The organism is Gordonia heveisoli, from assembly GCF_030315745.1.
In the GTDB taxonomy this organism is placed as follows: Bacteria; Actinomycetota; Actinomycetes; order Mycobacteriales; family Mycobacteriaceae; genus Gordonia.
Map to the genome: position 1 here is coordinate 134,302 of NZ_JASXSH010000010.1, position 17,488 is coordinate 151,789.

Genomic DNA, 17,488 nt, shown 5'->3' on the forward strand with positions numbered 1-17,488 from the left:
TCGTAGCAACCGGTTTCGCGGAACTCGGACCCTGACCCTGGCGCTGGCCGCGGCGATGACGCTGACCGTGGCAGCCTGCGGTGGCCTGGGCGCCGACGAATCGACGCGCGACGGCACCATCGTGATCGGCATCTCTCGCAAGTTGACCGGCCTGGACCCGGCGAAGGGGCAGTCCGTCGACGGCGACGGCTCGGTGCAACGGGCGCTCTACTCGAGTCTGACCACCTACGATCCGCAGCTCAACCTCAAAGGTGATCTCGCGACGAACTGGACTCAGGACGACCCGACCACCTGGACGTTCCACATCCGTCCGGGTGTGACCTTTTCCGACGGCACACCGTTGCGTGGCGAGGACATCAAGTACAGCTTCGATCGGTTCCTCGACCCGGCGTCGACCTACACCACCTCGAGCGCGACCCGCGCGATCATCTCATCGGTCGACACCCCCGACGACACCACGCTGATCGTGCACACCAACGGCCCCTACATCGATCTCGCCGACCGGCTGGCGTCCTTCTTCATCGTGCAGAAGGCGTTCGTGCAGGCCCATCCCGAGGGCACCTCCGTCCTCGGTACCGGGCCGTACAAACTGGACACCGTCGACCTGGAGAACGGGGCGACGCTCTCACCCAATCCGAACTTCTACGGCGCTGCGCCGCAATGGAAGAAGGTCGAATACCGTGTCCTGGAGAACGAGGCCGCCCGCGTGCAGGCGGCGCAGTCGGGCAGCGTCGACGTGGCGATCCAGTACGAGCCGGCCAGCCTGAAGCTGTTCGCCGATTCCGACTACGACACCGGCACCCAGTGGTCGTCGTGGAACAACACCCTGCGGATCAACGAGAACATCAAGCCGCTCGGCGATGTCCGGGTCCGGCAGGCGATCAACTACGCGATCGACAAGAAGTCGATCATCGACAACATTCTCGACACCGACGTCGCGCCGCTGGCCGGGCAGGCGATCGCCGAACCCTACGACTCGATCAACAAGTCCCTGTCGGCCTACCCCTACGACCCGCAGCGTGCGCGGCAGCTGCTCGCCGAGGCGGGCTACCCGAATGGTTTCGACACGGAACTGTCCCTGACCACCGGCAGCTACGTGGCGCAGGACCCGGTCTCGCAGGTGCTCGCCAAACAGCTCGGGGCCGTCGGCATCAAGGTGAACATCACCAATGCGTCCTTCCCGACCTGGGTACAGCGGACCTACTCCGACAACGCGGCGCCGCTCTACTACATCGGCTACACCTCGGGCTACAAGGCGATCGCCGAACGGCTGCGCACGTACGCCAGCTCGAATGCACAGTCGCACTACGCAACCCCCGACACCGTCTACGACGATCTGGTCACCAAGGTGACCGGCGCGCGCACCCGCGAAGAGCAGCAGCGCTACGTCGACCTCGCGACCCAGCGGTACCGCGACCAGGCGCATGCCATCTTCCTGTGGCCACAACCGCTGACCTGGGTCGTGCGCAAGGACCTGGCGTGGACACCGCGTCCCGAACACTGGCTGGTGCCACAGGAATTCACCGTCAAGAGCTGATCCGCCGGAAGGGACTTTCATGACCATCGACATCGATGACCTCGGGGCACCGGCCGGACAGCGGGTCGCCCAGGGTGAACAACTGGTGCTGGCGACGCTGATCGGCGGCGTCGGCAACCATGCCGGCGCGTGGCGCAGGCCCAACAGCCGGGTCGAGGAGAAGTACGACCTCGCGCTGTTCCGCGACGTGGTGACCTGGGCCGAACGAGCCAAGCTGCATGCGGTGTTCCTGGCCGACGGCCTGCGTCTGGACCTGGACACGGTGTCCTCGCAGCCGTTCGCCGGACTCGAGCCGGTCACCCTGCTCAGTGCGCTCGCCGCGGTGACCGAGCACATCGGGCTGATCGGCAGCATCTCGACGACATTCTCCGAGCCGTACAACGTCGCCCGTCAGCTCGCCTCCCTCGATCACATCTCGGGTGGGCGGGCCGGCTGGAATCTGGTCACCTCGGCGTGGGGTGAGGAGAACTTCGGGCGTGAGCTGCCCCCGCACGCCGAACGCTACGAGCGGGGAGCGGAATTCGCCGAAGTGCTGCTCAAACTGTTCGACAGCTGGGGTCCCGGTGCGGTGCGTATCGACCGCGCGGCGGGGGTGTACGCCGACGTCGGCCAGGTGGCACCGATCGACCATGTCGGCAAACACTTCTCGGTGGCCGGGCCGCTCAACGTGGCACGGTCACCGCAGGGCCGGCCGATCATCGCCCAGGCCGGGTCGTCGGGGGATGGGCAGGCCGTCGCCGCCCGGTTCGCCGACCTGGTGTTCACCACCGGCCGGATCACGCACGATGACAGCATCGAGTTCTACCGGTCGGTGAAATCGCAGGTGTCCGCGGCGGGTCGGGATCCGCGGACGGTCAAGGTGCTGCCGGGGGTATCGCCGATCATCGGGGAGACCGAGGCCGCGGCCCGTGCGGTGGAGAAGGAGCTCAACGGTCTCATCGACCTGGAGTCCGGGCGCGCCAAGCTGTCCCGGCAACTGGGTAACGCCTTCCTCGACGACCTGGAACTCGACGAACAGATCCCGGCGGAGCGCCTGCCCGCCGAGGAGGCCGTCGAGGGTCGCCGGTCGCGCTACGGCGTATACCTGACCCTCATCGAGGACGGCTGGACACTGCGCAGGCTGATCGAGTGGGAGGTGGCCTCGTCGGGTCACTTCGTCCCGGTCGGTGCTCCCGAACAGATCGCCGATCTGCTGCTCGAACGATTCGAGGCCCGCGGCGCCGACGGCTTCATCCTGCTGCCCTCCTACCTGCCCGAGGGACTGACCCTGCTGACCGAGGCGGTCATCCCGATCCTGCAGGAGCGTGGTGCATTTCAGACCGAGTATGCCGGGCAGACGCTGCGCGAGAACCTCGGCCTGAACGCGCAACCGGCGCCGGTACCGGCGTGACCATCATCCATCCCATCTCGTAGAGGAGAACTCATGAGCAGCCCGTCCGCGGTCCTGTCCCTGCCGCCCGTCCCCGTCCCCGTCGATCGCGACGTGCGCTGGGAACTGACCGCCGCCCTGCGTCACTTCGGTTCGCTGGGTTACGAATTCGGCTTCAACGGCCATGTTTCCGCCCGGGCGCCCGAAGCCCCCGGACACTACTGGGTCAACCCGTTCGGCGTATCCGTCAGTGCGGTCACCCCCGGCGACTTCGTCCTCGTCGACGGCAACGGCGACATCGTCGACGAACGCGGCAGCTACCGGATCAACGGGTTCGCCGGCAATCTGGCTCTGCACCAGAATATTCCGGACGCCGCCGTCGCCGTGCACCTGCACACCCCACGCGGGTTCGTCTGGTCCAATCTGGGCAGGCCGCTGGAAGCGGTGAACACCGATGCGGCGACGATCGTCGGCCTGCAGGGTCTGTCCGCCCGCATCTGGGGCGACGACACGACCCCGGACAACATCGCGTTGGCCGCGCAGGGCGCACGGGTGCTCCTGCAGCGCGGCCACGGATTCGTCACCTGGGGTCAGACCGTCGCCGAGGCCGCCTTCTATCTGTGGTCGGCCGAACGGGCCGCCGACGCCGCGCTCGCGCTACTCGGCGTCGACCACGAGGTCCTCGGCCCGGAGGTGGTGCAGCGCTGGACGTTGACCCCGGAACTGGCTCGCGCACACTACGAACCGGTGTTCAGCCTGGCCGAACGGTCGGGTTTCGCATGAGCCGCAGGTACATCGTCATCGGCGCGGGGGCGGTCGGCGCCGCCCTCGCCGCCGGCCTCGAAGAGGCGGACCTGCCGGTGGTCCTGGTGTCGCGGGGGGCCACCTTCGCGGCCATCGCCGACGGTGGCCTCACCTACACACAGGCGGGGCGCACCCGCCGTCTCGGTATCGAGGTGGTGTCGGGTCCCGACGGCGTCGACCTGGGTCCCGACGATGTGCTCGTCTTCGCCACCAAGACCCAGGATGCCGCCGAGGCGCTCGCGGCCTGGGCCTACCGGCCGGTGGTCGGGGGAGCGGTCGCCGCGAGCCTGCCGGTCGTGTTGCTGCAGAACGGACTCGACGCCGAACGTGCCGCACTCCGCTACTTCGACATTGTGATCGGTGCGGTGACGCTGGTCGCGGCCAAGCATGTGGTGGCGGGCGTCGTGGACGTCGCGAACGCTCCCAAGATCGGGCAGATCATCGTCGGGCCGTACCCCTTCGGGGCCGGGGACGATGGCTCGGCGGTGGCCGCGGAAATCGCGTCGGATCTGCGGGCGGCGAACTGGTTGTCGCAGTCGGTCGCCGACATCCGGCGCTGGCTGGCGTGGAAGATGCTGGTGTCGGCGGAATTCGCGTTGGCGGTTCTGGCCGGGGACGCCGACGAACGTGCGATCCTCGCCGGACAGATCCGTACCGAGACCACCCGGGTTCTGGCCGCGGCCGGATACGAGATCGCCGATCCGGGCACCGAGGTGCGGTACGACCCGGCACAGGCGGCGCTCAGCGCCGACAGCGCGTATCGGCCCGGCCAACTGTCGACGTGGCAGAGCTTTCAGCGCGGCTCGGGCAGCGAGGTCGACTTCCTCAACGGCGAAATCGCGCTGCTGGCCCGTGAATTGGGTGTCCCGGTACCGTCAACCATCGCCCTGCAACGGACCCTCGGTGCGTCGGCGGCGCTCGGGGAGGCGCCCGGCACCCGCACGGTGGCCGAGGTACTCGATCTCGCCGGACTGGAAGTCGCGCAGCCGGCCTGACCCAGGACCGTGAGACGACGATCCGGGCCGACCACCATGGTCGGCCCGGATCGTCGTCGTTTGGCTCAACCGCCGACCAGCGTGCTGCTCAGTCGGGGAGGAGCAGACCTCGGCCCGCGACCAGCAGCGCGGCGTCCTCCTGCGGCGGGTGGACGCGCACGCAGTGCACGTCGCGCAGCAGCCGCTCGAACGGCAGGTGACGGGTCAGCCCGGCATTGCCGAGGGCACCGGCGGCAGTGCTCACCGCGGCGATCACCGATCGGGCGATCTGTACCTTGATCAGCGACAACTGGCGCAGATGGGCAGTGTCGCCCGCCTGCGCGCGCAACAGGGCCCCGAACAGCAGCGTCTCCGCCTGCGCGATCTGGGCGTCGATCTCCCCGGCGATGGTCTGGATGCGCTCGGTGGTGGCGATCGGCCTGCCCAACGCGGTCGGCACGCGAGTGCGGGCGAAATCGACGAAGGCGGTGCGGGCGGCCCGCGCCACGCCGATGTAGATCGCGGCGTGGCCGAAGCTGGTCAGCGCGGTCGCCGCGGCCGGATCCCGGTAGACGCCGTCCGGCCCACGCGGAATCTCCACGAAATTCTGCTCCGGGACCAGCACGTCGCGGTAGATGACGTCGTGGGTGTTGGAGGCGCGCAACCCCAGGTGATCCCAGGTGTCGACCCAGTCGATCCCCGGGGTGTCGGACTCCACGATGAGATGTCCGACGCGGGGCTCGTCTGCCTGCTCCTCCTCGGCCACCACCCACACCACGTGATAGGCGAGCGCGCGGACACCGGTGGCGTATGACTTGTGCCCGTTGAGAACCCAGCCGTCGGTGGTGCGTCGCGCCGACGTGGTGGGCAGCCCTCCGCGTGCCGGTGCGCCGAGTTCGGGTTCGGCACGAATAGTGTTGGCGAGCGTCGGCTCGCGCAGACTGCGGGCCAGGTAGTCGCGATACAACTCGGCAGGCCAGTTGTGCGCCGCAGCCTGACCCTGGTGGGTGTTCAGATTGTTCGCCGCCAGCAGCGCCACCGATGTGTCGCCCTCACCGAGGGCGATCAGTATACGGGCGGTGTCGAGGGGGTCGAGGCCGGGGCCACCGAACTCACGGCCGACGGTAGCGGTCAGCAGCCCCGCACGATGTGCGATCTCGAGGCCCGCGACCGGCACCTCGCCGGTGCGGTCGTACTCGGCCGCCGTCGCAGCGACCGCGGTGGTCACCGCGGCCAGCGCCGCCGGGCTCAGGTCGGGGGCGGGAAGTCGGGCGAACTCGGGAATCTCAGTGATGGCGCGACCCTCGTCGGTGTGCACGGGTTCGGTCGCCACTGAGGCCGTCATCGGACACCGGCCAGGGCAGCCGAATCGAAACCCGGGGCGAACGCGCCCGGATGGGCATCCTGCAGCGTGCCGCGAGTCCGGGTGGCGGCACGGTGAGCCAGTTCCTGGCGGACCAGTGGCAGCACGTAGCGGCCGTAGTCGATGACGTCGTTGAGGGTGTCGTAACCGCGGATCGAGACCAGCGACGCGCCCAGGTCGATGTAGTCGAGGATCGCGGCCGCGACGGTTTCCGGGCTGCCGACGAGCGCGGTCGCCGCGCCGGACCCGTTGGTGGCGGCGGCGGTTCGGGTCCACAGCGCGCGGTCGTAGACCTCAGACCGTGCGGCGAAGTCGAGCGCACGTTGCGATCCTACGTTTTGCGGCGGCGTCGAGGTGAGTTTGTAGTTCTTGTGGAAGGCACCGGAATCGAAGGTCTTGCCGATTCGGCCGACGTAGTCGTGCGCCTTGCGCCAGGCCAGTTCGTCGGTCGGGGCGATGATCGGCCGGAACGTCACCCAGATGCGTGGCAGTTCGGTGCGTCCGGCGTCACGGGCGATACCGTGCACCCGGTCGATCTCGCCGCGGATGTCGGCGAGCGGTTCGCCCCAAAAACTGAAGACATCGGCCTTGGTGCCGCCGATCTCGAAGGCCGGGGCCGACTGCCCGCCGATGGAGACCGGGATCGTCGAGCCGTACGGCGCGAATCCAGGGCCGAACTCGTCGAACCGATAGAACCGGCCGTGATGGCTGAACGGTTCCGGTGAGGTCCAGGCGCGGCGCAGGATGTCGATGTACTCGGAGGCGCGTGCGTAGCGGTCGTCCTTGCTCAGGTAGTCACCGTGCCGGGCCTGCTCGGTGTCGTTACCGCCGGAGATCAGGTGCACCACCGCACGGCCCTCGGTCAGCTGATCGAGGGTGGCCAGCTTCTGTGCGGCCACCTGCGGCAGGGTGGTGTTCGGTCGCAGCGCCACGATCGGGCGTAGCCGCTCGGTGAGCTGCCCGACCGCCGAGGCCAGGACGAAGGAATCGGCACCGGCGGACCCGTAGGGCAGGAGCGTGTAGTCGAAACCCGCGTCCTCCAGGGTGCGGACGTAGCGGCGGAAGTACTGCAGGTCGATACCGCGGGTCGGGATCGGATCGAGTTCGGTGGAGGGGTTCAGATGAGCCTGGCTGATGAACTCGACCTGGGCGGACGCGGTGTCCGGGATGGTCGGGATGTCGGTCACGGGAGGATCCTCTCTGGGCCGTATACGACGGCCGGACGGGAAGCGGGGACGAGCGGGGTCGGCGTCGAGCCGGGGTCGGAAATGGCCGGTCGGGGGACCGGATCAAGCACCGACGGCGACCGGGCGATCCAGGCCGCTCCACTGCGAGAAGGACCCGGGATACAACCGGGCATCGAACCCGGCGAGGGACAGTGCGGCGACCAGGTGGGCGGCGGTCACCCCCGAACCGCAGTAGGCCGCGACCGGAACACCTTCGGCGACACCGAGTTCGGCGAACCGGGCGCGTAGCGTCGCCGGGGATTCGAAGGTGCCGTCTGGGCGCAGGCTGCCGGCGTTGGGTGCGCTGACCGCACCCGGAATGTGGCCGGCCTTGGGATCGATCGGTTCGACCTCGCCGGTGAACCGTTCACTCGCGCGGGCGTCGAGCAAGACACCCGACGCCGGGAAACCCGCCACCTCGTCGACGTCGAGCACCCCCAGACTGCCGGTCTGCAGCGTGACCTGTCCGGGGGTCGGTGTCACCTCGTCGGTCGACAGCGGAAGTCCGGCTGCCCGCCACGCGGGTAGCGCGCCGTCGAGGATACGGACGTCGGCGAGTCCGGCCCATCGCAGCAACCACCAGGCACGGGCCGCGGACTGGTTACTCGCCCCGTCGTAGACGACGACGGTGTCGCCGTCGTCGATACCCCAACGTCGGGCGGCGGTGGTCAGGGTTTCCACATCCGGCAGCGGATGGCGGCCCAGCTCGGCGGCCGGGGCGGCGGCCAACTCGGTGTCTAGGTCGACGTACACCGCACCGGGTAGGTGGCCCTGCCGGTAGTCGACGCGACCATCGGGCAGGTCGAGCGCCCAGCGCACATCCAGGACGACCGGCGGGCGATCGGAGTGCAGCAGGTCGGACAGTTCGGTGGGGCTGATGAGCAAAGACATGCCGTCAACGCTAAGAAGACCCAGGTCAATGCGTCCAATACATGTTCGGTATGGGCCCGGTTCAGAAACTGCGATGGGCGCAACCCGCCGGTGCCGGGGGTGCGGGCGGGGATCGTCGGGGGCTGCCAGCGGAGAACCGACGCCGATACGGCACCATGGTCACCAAGCAATTCATCTGGCATTTTTCCCGGAAGGACTCCGCAGTGCTCCGCACCCACTCCGCAGGCTCGCTTCGTCGCGCCGATGCGTCGCAGACCGTCACCGTCGCCGGCTGGGTGGCGCGTCGACGAGACCACGGCGGTGTGGTGTTCATCGACCTACGTGACGCCAGCGGCCTGGTTCAGGTCGTCTTCCGCAACGACGACGTCGCCGAGGCGGCGCACCGGCTGCGCGCCGAATACTGCGTCGCGATCACCGGCGTGGTCGAGACTCGCCCCGAGGGCAGCGAGAACCCGAACCTGGCATCGGGGGAGATCGAGATCAACGCGACCGTCCTCGAGGTGCTCAACGAGTCGGCGCCGCTGCCGTTCCAGCTCGACGAATCCCCGGGCGAGGAAGCCCGGCTGCGGCACCGCTATCTAGATCTGCGCCGTGAACGTCCGGCGGCCGCGATCCGGCTGCGATCGGCGGTCAACGCCGCCGCGCGCGGGGTGCTGGCCGGCCACGAGTTCGTCGAGATCGAGACCCCGACCCTGACCCGTTCGACCCCAGAAGGCGCCCGTGACTTCCTGGTGCCCGCTCGTCTGCAGCCGGGCACCTTCTACGCGCTGCCGCAGAGCCCGCAGCTGTTCAAGCAGCTGCTGATGGTCGCGGGTATGGAGCGGTACTACCAGATCGCCCGCTGTTACCGGGACGAGGATTTCCGCGCCGACCGCCAGCCGGAGTTCACCCAGCTCGACATCGAGATGAGCTTCGTCGACCAAGACGACGTGATCGCCCTCGCCGAAGAGGTGCTCGCCGCACTGTGGAAGTTGATCGGTGTCGACATCAGCACGCCGATCCCGCGGATGACCTACGCCGAGGCGATGCGTCGCTACGGCAGCGATAAACCCGACCTGCGCTTCGGCATCGAACTCGTCGAATGTGCCGACTACTTCGCGAACACGCCGTTCCGCGTCTTCCAGGCGCCTTACGTCGGCGCGGTCGTCATGCCCGGCGGGGCGTCCCAGCCGCGCCGTCAGCTCGACGCCTGGCAGGAATGGGCCAAGCAGCGTGGCGCCAAGGGCCTGGCCTACGTGCTCGTCGCCGAGGACGGCACGCTGGGCGGGCCGGTCGCCAAGAACCTGACCGACGACGAGCGGGCCGGTCTGGCCGCACACGTCGGCGCGCAACCCGGCGACTGCATCTTCTTCGGTGCCGGCGAGGTCAAGTCGACCCGCGGCCTGCTCGGCGCCGCCCGCGGCGAGATCGCCGACAAGCTCGGCCTGATCAAGGACGGCGACTGGGCGTTCACCTGGGTCGTCGACGCCCCGCTGTTCGAGCCTGCCGCCGACGCCACCGCCTCCGGCGATGTCGCGGTCGGGTCGGGCGCGTGGACCGCGGTGCATCACGCCTTCACCTCGCCCAAACCCGAATCGCTGGCACTGCTGGACACCGCGCCCGGTGAGGCCCTGGCCTACGCCTACGACATCGTCTGCAACGGCAACGAGATCGGCGGCGGTTCGATCCGTATCCACCGCAAGGACATTCAGGAGAAGGTGTTCGAGATCATGGGGATCTCGCACGACGAGGCGCAGGAGAAGTTCGGCTTCCTGCTCGACGCCTTCGCCTTCGGCGCACCCCCGCACGGCGGGATCGCTTTCGGCTGGGACCGCATCGTCTCGCTGCTGGCCGGCGAGAATTCGATCCGCGAGGTCATCGCCTTCCCGAAGTCCGGCGGCGGCGTCGACCCGCTGACCGATGCGCCTGCCGCGATCACCCCGGCTCAGCGCAAGGAGTCGGGGATCGACGCCAAGCCGGTGCCGCGCGGCGAGGCCGCCACCGCGGCCAACGCCCCCGCGGGCGACGGAGCCTGACCACACCGCTGCCACGACACCCGGCAGGGTAGGCGCATCTGTGATGTGATTTCTTCCAACAGATGCCCCGCCCGTCGGGTGTCGCGCAGCGCTGGGAGGACTCCGGTTTGACGATCAAGGTAGCGCTGGAGCACCGGACGAGCTATGCCTTCGATCGGCCCGTGAAGATTCATCCGCATGTGGTCCGGCTGCGTCCGGCCCCCCATTCGCGCACCCCGATCGAGGCCTACTCGCTGAAGGTCGAACCCGACCAGCACTTCCTGAACTGGCAGCAGGACGCGTTCAGCAATTATCAGGCGCGCCTGGTGTTTCCCGAGCCGTCCGCGACGCTCTCGATCACCGTCAGCCTGGTCGCCGACCTGACCGCGATCAACCCGTTCGACTTCTTCATCGAGGACTGGGCGGAGCACTACGGCTTCGACTATCCGGACGACCTTCGGCGTGACCTGGAGATCTATCTGCGCCCGGTCGGCGTGGCCGACGGTGAATTCGCGGGTGCACCAACACATCCTGCGGTCGCGGCATTCGCGGCCGCGCACCGCCCGATCGGCGAGACGCGGGTCATCGACTTCCTGGTGTCGATCAATCAGGCGGTACGGGACGCCGTCGGCTACACCGTCCGCCTGGAGGCGGGCGTCCAGACCCCCGACCACACCCTGGCATCGAAGATCGGGTCCTGCCGCGACTCGGCCTGGCTGCTCGTCGCCCTGCTCCGTGAGCTCGGACTCGCCGCCCGGTTCGTCTCCGGCTACCTGGTGCAGCTGACCTCGGATGTGAAGGCCCTCGACGGGCCGTCCGGGCCCGCCGCCGACTTCACCGACCTGCACGCCTGGACCGAGGTGTACCTGCCCGGCGCGGGCTGGGTCGGTCTGGACCCGACGTCGGGGTTGTTCGCCGGGGAGGGCCACATCCCGCTGGCGGCGACACCGCATCCGGGCGGGGCCGCGCCGATCACCGGTGCCACCGACCGGTGCCACGCCACCCTCGACTTCGCCAACACCGTCACCCGCTTCCACGAGGATCCGCGGGTCACACTGCCCTACACACCGGATCAGTGGGATCGGGTCGTCGACCTGGGTGCCCGCGTCGACACCGCCATGGCCGACGGAGACGTGCGGCTGACGATGGGCGGCGAACCGACCTTCGTCTCCATCGACAATCAGACCGACGACGAGTGGACCACCGCCGCCGACGGCCCGCATAAACGCCTGCTGGCCTCCCGGCTCGCCGAACGGCTCCGTCAGGACCACGCGCCGACCGGGCTGGTCCAACGCAGCCAGGGCAAGTGGTATCCGGGTGAACCGTTGCCGCGTTGGCAGATCGCGCTGCTGTGGCGGACCGACGGTGCGCCGGTCTGGCGTCGCCCCGAACTGCTCGCCGACCCCTGGGCGAGCGAGCAGCAATGCGCCGCGGGCATCGAGACCGAGATCGCCGGCCCGGCAGCCGACGCCCACGCCGACGCCGAACCGGCGCGGGAGCTGCTGACGTCATTCGCCGTCGCACTCGGGCTGCCCGCCGCTCTGGTGCTCGCCGCCTATGAGGATCCGCTGGTCCGGATGGGGGAGCTGGCCGCGCTGCCGCCCGGTGCACCGAGCGCCGACCCGACCGTGCAGACCGCGCGGGCGGCCGCACTCGCCGAGGCCGACGACACCGCCGACCTGGAACCTCCCGCCGACTCGTCACGCGCCCGCGCCGAACTGCTGGCCCGGCTCGACGCGGCGGTGACCACGCCCACCGCCTATGTGCTGCCGCTCAGCCGGGCCGAGGACGGCGACGCCTGGCGCAGCGCGAGCTGGACGACCCGACGCGGCAGGCTGGTGCTCACCCCGGGTACCTCGCCTGCCGGTCTGCGGCTGCCGCTCAACTCGTTGTCGTGGGGACCGGCGCCGTCGTTCTTCGACACCGATCCGTCGGCGCGGCCACCCGGGCTGCCCGACGATCCGGCCGCCGCTTTGGGACACCGGGTCGTCGAGGCCGATCCGGCGGAGTTCCTGCCGCGCACCGCCCTGGTCGCGGAGGTACGCGCGGGCATCCTGTATGTCTTCCTGCCGCCGATGGCCGAACTGGAGGAGTTCCTGGCCGTCATCGAACTGGTCGAGGACGCCGCGGCCGCCACCGGCACCCCGGTGGTCATCGAGGGCTATGGACCGCCCGCAGACGGGCGGCTGACGTCGCTGACGGTCACCCCCGACCCCGGCGTCATCGAGGTCAACATTCAGCCGACCGGCAGCTTCGCCGAACAGTCGGAGCTGCTGGAATCCCTCTACGAGCACGCCCGTCACGTGCGGCTGGGCACCGAGAGTTTCGACCTCGACGGCAGTCACGGCGGGACCGGCGGCGGCAACCACATCACGCTCGGCGGTGTCACCCCGGCGGATTCGCCGCTGCTGCGCCGTCCGGATCTGCTGGTGTCGATGCTGACCTACTGGCAGCGGCATCCGTCACTGTCATATCTGTTCTCCGGCAAGTTCATCGGCACCACCTCGCAGGCACCCCGCGCCGACGAGGGACGGGAATCGGCGCTGTACGAGATGGAGATCGCGTTCGCCGAGATCGACCGGCTCATCACCGGAGGTGTCGACGAACCACCCAACCCGTGGGTCACCGACCGGGCACTGCGGCACCTGCTGACCGACATCACCGGCAACACCCATCGTGCCGAGTTCTGCATCGACAAGCTCTACAACCCCGACTCCGCGCGCGGCCGGCTGGGACTGCTGGAGCTGCGGGCCTTCGAGATGCCGCCACACCACCGGATGGCGATGGTGCAGTCGTTGCTCGTGCGTTGCCTGGTCGCCTGGTTCTGGGACAAGCCCTACCGTGCCCCGCTGATCCGCCACGGTGCCGACCTGCACGGCAAGCATCTGCTGCCGCATCACGTCATCGCCGACATCTCGATCGTCGCCGAGGAACTGCGGGAAGCGGGATTCGACTTCGACACGGCCTGGCTCGACCCGTTCACCGAGTTCCGCTTCCCGCGGCTCGGGACAGTGTCGATCCGGGATCGGGAGATCGAACTGCGCGGCGCGATCGAACCGTGGAACACCCTGGGCGAGGAGTCGACCGGGACCGGCACGGCACGCTACGTCGACTCCTCGATCGAGCGGGTCCAGGTCCGGGTCTCCGGTGGGGTCGATGACCGATATCTGTTGACCTGCAACGGATATCCCATCCCGCTGCGCAGTACTGGGCGTCCCGGTGAGCAGGTGGCCGGGATCCGGTTCCGGGCCTGGCAGCCGCCGAGTGCGCTGCACCCCAGCATCGGCATCGACACCCCGCTGATCTTCGATCTGATCGACACCGTCAACGGACGCTCGGTCGGTGGCGCCACCTATCACGTCGTCCATCCCGGCGGTCGGGCCTACGACCGGCCGCCGGTGAACCCGGTGGAAGCCGAGTCCCGCCGCAACGGCCGATTCGAGGCGGCAGGGCACACCACCGGGACCGTCGACATCGGTCTGCTGCGTGAGCGGGCAGCCCGGCTGGCCACCGATGCCGGGGTCCCGGGCATCCTCGACCTCCGGCGGGCACGTACAGTTCTGCGGTGACTTCTTCGTCCGGCAGCGTCCGCGCGGTGTTCGAGCGATACCGCACCGACGGCTTCACGCTGTTCGATCTCGCCGAGATCGACGGTGCGTCGACGGCGAAGGTGCACTACGACGAGATGCTCGACCCGGCCGGTGCGGTCCGGTCGGCCTGGACCGATCTGGCCGAGGGCTACGAGATCCGCGGCGAGGCCCGCCTGCGCAATGCGGCGGCCCGGCTCGCCGCCGCGGTCGAAGACGAAGGTGTCGTCTACAACGAGTTCGTCGCCCACGGCTCCGGCCCCGGCGAGACCGTAGCCCGGGACTGGCAGATCGATCCGGTCCCACTGATCGTCGACGGCAGCGAATGGTCCGAACTGGAGAAGGCGCTGACCCAGCGGTCGATGCTGCTGGACCTGCTGCTGCGCGACCTCTATCGCGACCAGAAGACGATCAGTGCTGGACTCGTCCCGCCGCAGATGGTGTTCGGGCATCCCGGCTACATCCGCAAGGCCGCCCGGCTCGAGGTGGCCGGACCGCATGCGCTGTTTCTGCACGCCGCCGACATCGGCCGCACCGCCGACGGTCGTTTCGTCGTCTACGGTGACCGCACCCAGGCTCCGTCGGGCATCGGGTACGCCATCGTCGACCGGCGGCTGACCTCACGCATCTATCCGCAGCTGTTCCAGTCCTGCGCCCCGCGGGCCACCTCAACCTTCGCCGGCACCCTGCGGCTCGCCCTGTTCGACTATGCCCCGCCCGGCGTCGACGATCCGACGGTCGCCGTGTTCAGCCCCGGCAGCATGTCCGAGACGGCCTTCGACCAGGCCTATCTGGCGTCGGTGCTGGGTTTCCCGCTCGTCGAAGGTGCCGACCTCACCGTCCGGGACGGGGTCGTCTACATGCGTTCGCTGGGGCGATTCAAACGCGTCGACGTGCTCCTGCGCCGCGTCGACGCCGCCTACGCAGACCCGCTGGACCTGCGCACCGGCTCGCGGCTGGGCGTGACCGGCCTGGTGGAGGCGATCTCGCGCGGCAATGTGACCGTGGTGAACACCCTGGGCAGCGGCGTCCTGGAGAACCCGGCCCTGCACACCGTGTTGGACAGGGTGGCGCCCATGCTGCTCGACGAGGAACTGGCGCTGCCGTCGGTGCAGACCTACTGGGGCGGCGACGACCTCGATCGCACCAAAATGATCGCCGACGTCGGCGGACTCGCCTTCACCAACATCCGGACCGGCGCGGAGATCGTCGGCGGCTTCCTCGATACCGCGGGCCGTGAAGGGCTGATAGCCCAACTTCGGGCACAGACCTGGCAATGGGTCGGCCGGGCTCTGGAGACCTATTCGGTCGCGCCGAGTATGACCCCAGGGGTGCTGCCCGCGGCGCCGAACACCTCGGTGCGCGCCGCGCCGGTCGCATTGCGTGCGTTCAGCGTCGCGCAGGGGCACAGCTACGCCGTGATGCCGGGTGCGCTGGGTTCGGTGCTCGCCGACGGTCTCGGCGGCGCTGCCCACCACACCGTCGCCGCGAAGGACGTGTGGGTGACCAACGCCGAGGTCGGCGGGCACGAATCCCGCCGATCCGAGACCCGGGTGGAGCCGGCACAAGAGGTACCGGTAGTCCGGGTGCGGATCTCCAGCTCGTACTCCGAGGTGGCCGCGGCGGCCAGCCCACGTGTGCTCGCCGACCTGTTCTGGCTCGGCCGATACGGTGAGCGCACCGAGCTCACCACCCGGCTGGCCAAGGTCTCACGCGAGCGCTACCAGGACTTCCAATATCGTCCGTGGATGTCGGGAACCGCCGCGGTACCCGCGCTGCTGCACGCGGTGGCCACCATCACCGGCACCGCCGGATATCTGTCCACCGCCGATCTACTCGACGCCACCGACCGGCCGCCGTCGCCGGACCAGGTCAGCGACGCGATCGTGAAGATCACCGACCTGACCGTGGCCCGTGCCGTACCGGGTACGGTCGCGCATTCGGCGGACCGGCTGATCGGCAGCGTCCGCGCGGTCCGCGACCAGATGTCCACCAGCACATGGATGGTGCTGGCGCCGGTGGAACGCGCGCTGGAATCGTTGAGCAGCCAGGTCACCCGGGCGCGGAACGAACCCGGCGACGGCACGCTGGGTGACGCCCCCGAACTCGCCCGCACCCACGACGAAGTACTGCACGGGGTGCTGGCACTGGCCGGTCTGCAGGCCGAGTCGATGGTCCACGACGCGGGCTGGATGTTCATGGACATCGGTCGTCGCATCGAGCGGGTGGTGACCTTGGCGGACCTGACCGCCGCGGTCTTCGCCGACTCCCGCGATCCCGACATCGAGCAGGTCCTGCTGGAGTCCTATCTGGCCGCCAACGAGTCGTCGGTGATCTACCGGCGCCGCAACCGCGGGCTGTATCAGCTGATCACCGTCGCCGAACTGCTGCTGTTCGACGCGACCAACCCACGGTCGATGATCTATCAGTTCGACCGGATCCGCGCGCACCTGATCGATCTGCCCGAGCCGCTGCGATCGGCGTCGGCGGAACGGGCGATCGAGGACATGGTCGCCGAACTTCGGCGCGGTGATCCCGCCGATCTGGCGTCCGTCGACAACAACGGGCGACGGTCCGAACTCGTCGAGTTGATGACCACGCTGAGCGATGCCGCCCGCGAACTGTCGGATCTCCTCGGGAGCACCCGACTGGCGCCGCCGAGAACCGCGCAGCCGATCTGGGGCGGAGGGGACAGCCGATGACCGACACCGGCTCGACGCGCCGCTACCGCGTCATCCACCAGACCCGCTACACCTACGACGACGACGTCTCATCGTCGTACGCACGGTGCTACCTGACGCCCCGCGGGCTACCCGGGCAGCGGGTCGAGAGCACCGAGGTCCGTATCGATCCCGAACCCGACGACCGGTCCACCGGCGTCGACGTTTACGGAAACATCGACACCTATTTTCATGTGCGCTCTCCGCATCGGGTGCTGGAGGTGACCGCCGAATCGGTGGTCGAGGTGGATCCGGTCGACGGCGAACTGCTGTCGAGCGCGGCCGCGCTGGCGCCGTGGGAACAGGCCCGGCCGGCCGTCGCACCCGGGGGAGCGCTTGCCGCGGAATTCGTCCTCGACCTGGATCCGCCGGAGATCACCGGGGCGGTCGTCGACTACGCGGCGTCGGTGTTCACCCCGGACCGGCCGCTGCTCGAGGCGATCGTCGACCTGACCACGCGCATTTTCACCGACTTCGAGTACAAGTCGGGGTCGACCGCGATCAGCACACGCGTGGACACCGTGATGGAACGCCGCGTCGGGGTCTGTCAGGACTTCGCGCGGGTCGCGATCGCCTGCCTGCGGTCGGTGGGTCTGGCGGCTCGGTACGAGTCCGGCTACCTCGCCACGGATCCGCCACCCGGCCGGGAGCGCATCTTCGGGGCCGACGCCAGTCACGCCTGGGCGGCCGTGTGGCTGCCGGGGGATCGGTGGATCGCCATCGACCCGACCAACGACAAACTCGTCGACGAACGGCACGTCACCCTGGCCTGGGGGCGCGACTACGACGACGTCCCGCCGTTGCGCGGCGTCATCTACACCGAGTCGCGCAAGAGTCAGATCGACGTCTCGGTGGACGTCAGCCCGATCGACGCGTCCTGAAACCAGGGGACCGAAAGTAGGGGACGAGTGTTCGTCCCCGACTTTTGGGTTCGTCCCCGAGTTGCAATTGGGGGAAGAGTCCGAAGGTGGGGGAGGAAGGTTCGTCCCCCACTTTCGGGCGATGGCTCGCGGGCGCGGCCCT

General features: G+C 69.0%; 11 protein-coding genes. 8 read left to right on the forward strand and 3 right to left on the reverse strand.

The features are described from left to right. The first annotated feature begins 55 nt into the window (after positions 1–55). The 4 genes from QSJ18_RS11085 to QSJ18_RS11100 are packed head-to-tail and all read left to right on the forward strand — an operon-like array spanning position 56 to position 4,705. Positions 56–1,537: an ABC transporter substrate-binding protein gene (locus QSJ18_RS11085; RefSeq protein ID WP_286326493.1), complete on the forward strand. Its 1,482-nt coding sequence runs from the start codon at positions 56–58 to the stop codon at positions 1,535–1,537. A 19-nt stretch (positions 1,538–1,556) separates the two neighbouring features. After that, positions 1,557–2,927, forward strand: a complete 1,371-nt coding sequence (locus QSJ18_RS11090; protein ID WP_286326494.1) for an NtaA/DmoA family FMN-dependent monooxygenase — start codon at positions 1,557–1,559, stop codon at positions 2,925–2,927. A 33-nt stretch (positions 2,928–2,960) separates the two neighbouring features. After that, the gene (locus QSJ18_RS11095) at positions 2,961–3,689 is read left to right on the forward strand and encodes a class II aldolase/adducin family protein (RefSeq protein ID WP_286326495.1); all 729 of its coding nucleotides are present in this window, start codon (positions 2,961–2,963) and stop codon (positions 3,687–3,689) included. Then, positions 3,686–4,705: a ketopantoate reductase family protein gene (locus QSJ18_RS11100; RefSeq protein ID WP_286326497.1), complete on the forward strand. Its 1,020-nt coding sequence runs from the start codon at positions 3,686–3,688 to the stop codon at positions 4,703–4,705. The genes QSJ18_RS11095 and QSJ18_RS11100 overlap by 4 nt, the downstream gene beginning before the upstream one ends. A gap of 88 nt (positions 4,706–4,793) precedes the next feature. On the opposite strand, the gene QSJ18_RS11105 is transcribed toward QSJ18_RS11100, so the two are convergent. From QSJ18_RS11105 to QSJ18_RS11115, 3 genes are all read right to left on the reverse strand, one after another. Then, positions 4,794–6,029: an acyl-CoA dehydrogenase family protein gene (locus QSJ18_RS11105; protein WP_286326498.1), complete on the reverse strand. Its 1,236-nt coding sequence runs from the start codon at positions 6,027–6,029 to the stop codon at positions 4,794–4,796. After that, positions 6,026–7,234 carry an LLM class flavin-dependent oxidoreductase gene (locus QSJ18_RS11110; protein WP_286326499.1) on the reverse strand — a complete coding sequence of 403 codons (1,209 nt, stop codon included), beginning with the start codon at positions 7,232–7,234 and terminating at the stop codon, positions 6,026–6,028. Before QSJ18_RS11110 ends, QSJ18_RS11105 begins: the two co-directional genes overlap by 4 nt. Positions 7,235–7,336: 102 nt before the next feature. After that, positions 7,337–8,164, reverse strand: coding sequence for a sulfurtransferase (locus QSJ18_RS11115; protein WP_286326500.1), 828 nt, complete (start codon positions 8,162–8,164; stop codon positions 7,337–7,339). 203 nt (positions 8,165–8,367) lie between these two features. Between QSJ18_RS11115 and aspS the strand changes: the two genes are divergently transcribed. The 4 genes from aspS to QSJ18_RS11135 all read left to right on the forward strand — a co-directional run bounded on the left by aspS (position 8,368) and on the right by QSJ18_RS11135 (position 17,346). Next, a complete protein-coding gene (aspS, locus tag QSJ18_RS11120; RefSeq protein WP_286326528.1) occupies positions 8,368–10,179 on the forward strand; it encodes an aspartate--tRNA ligase in 1,812 nt (603 codons plus the stop codon). A gap of 107 nt (positions 10,180–10,286) precedes the next feature. Further along, positions 10,287–13,727: a transglutaminase family protein gene (locus tag QSJ18_RS11125; protein WP_286326529.1), complete on the forward strand. Its 3,441-nt coding sequence runs from the start codon at positions 10,287–10,289 to the stop codon at positions 13,725–13,727. After that, positions 13,724–16,447: a circularly permuted type 2 ATP-grasp protein gene (locus tag QSJ18_RS11130; protein WP_286326502.1), complete on the forward strand. Its 2,724-nt coding sequence runs from the start codon at positions 13,724–13,726 to the stop codon at positions 16,445–16,447. Before QSJ18_RS11125 ends, QSJ18_RS11130 begins: the two co-directional genes overlap by 4 nt. Beyond that, positions 16,444–17,346, forward strand: a complete 903-nt coding sequence (locus QSJ18_RS11135; RefSeq protein ID WP_286326503.1) for a transglutaminase family protein — start codon at positions 16,444–16,446, stop codon at positions 17,344–17,346. The genes QSJ18_RS11130 and QSJ18_RS11135 overlap by 4 nt, the downstream gene beginning before the upstream one ends. Positions 17,347–17,488 lie beyond the last annotated feature (142 nt).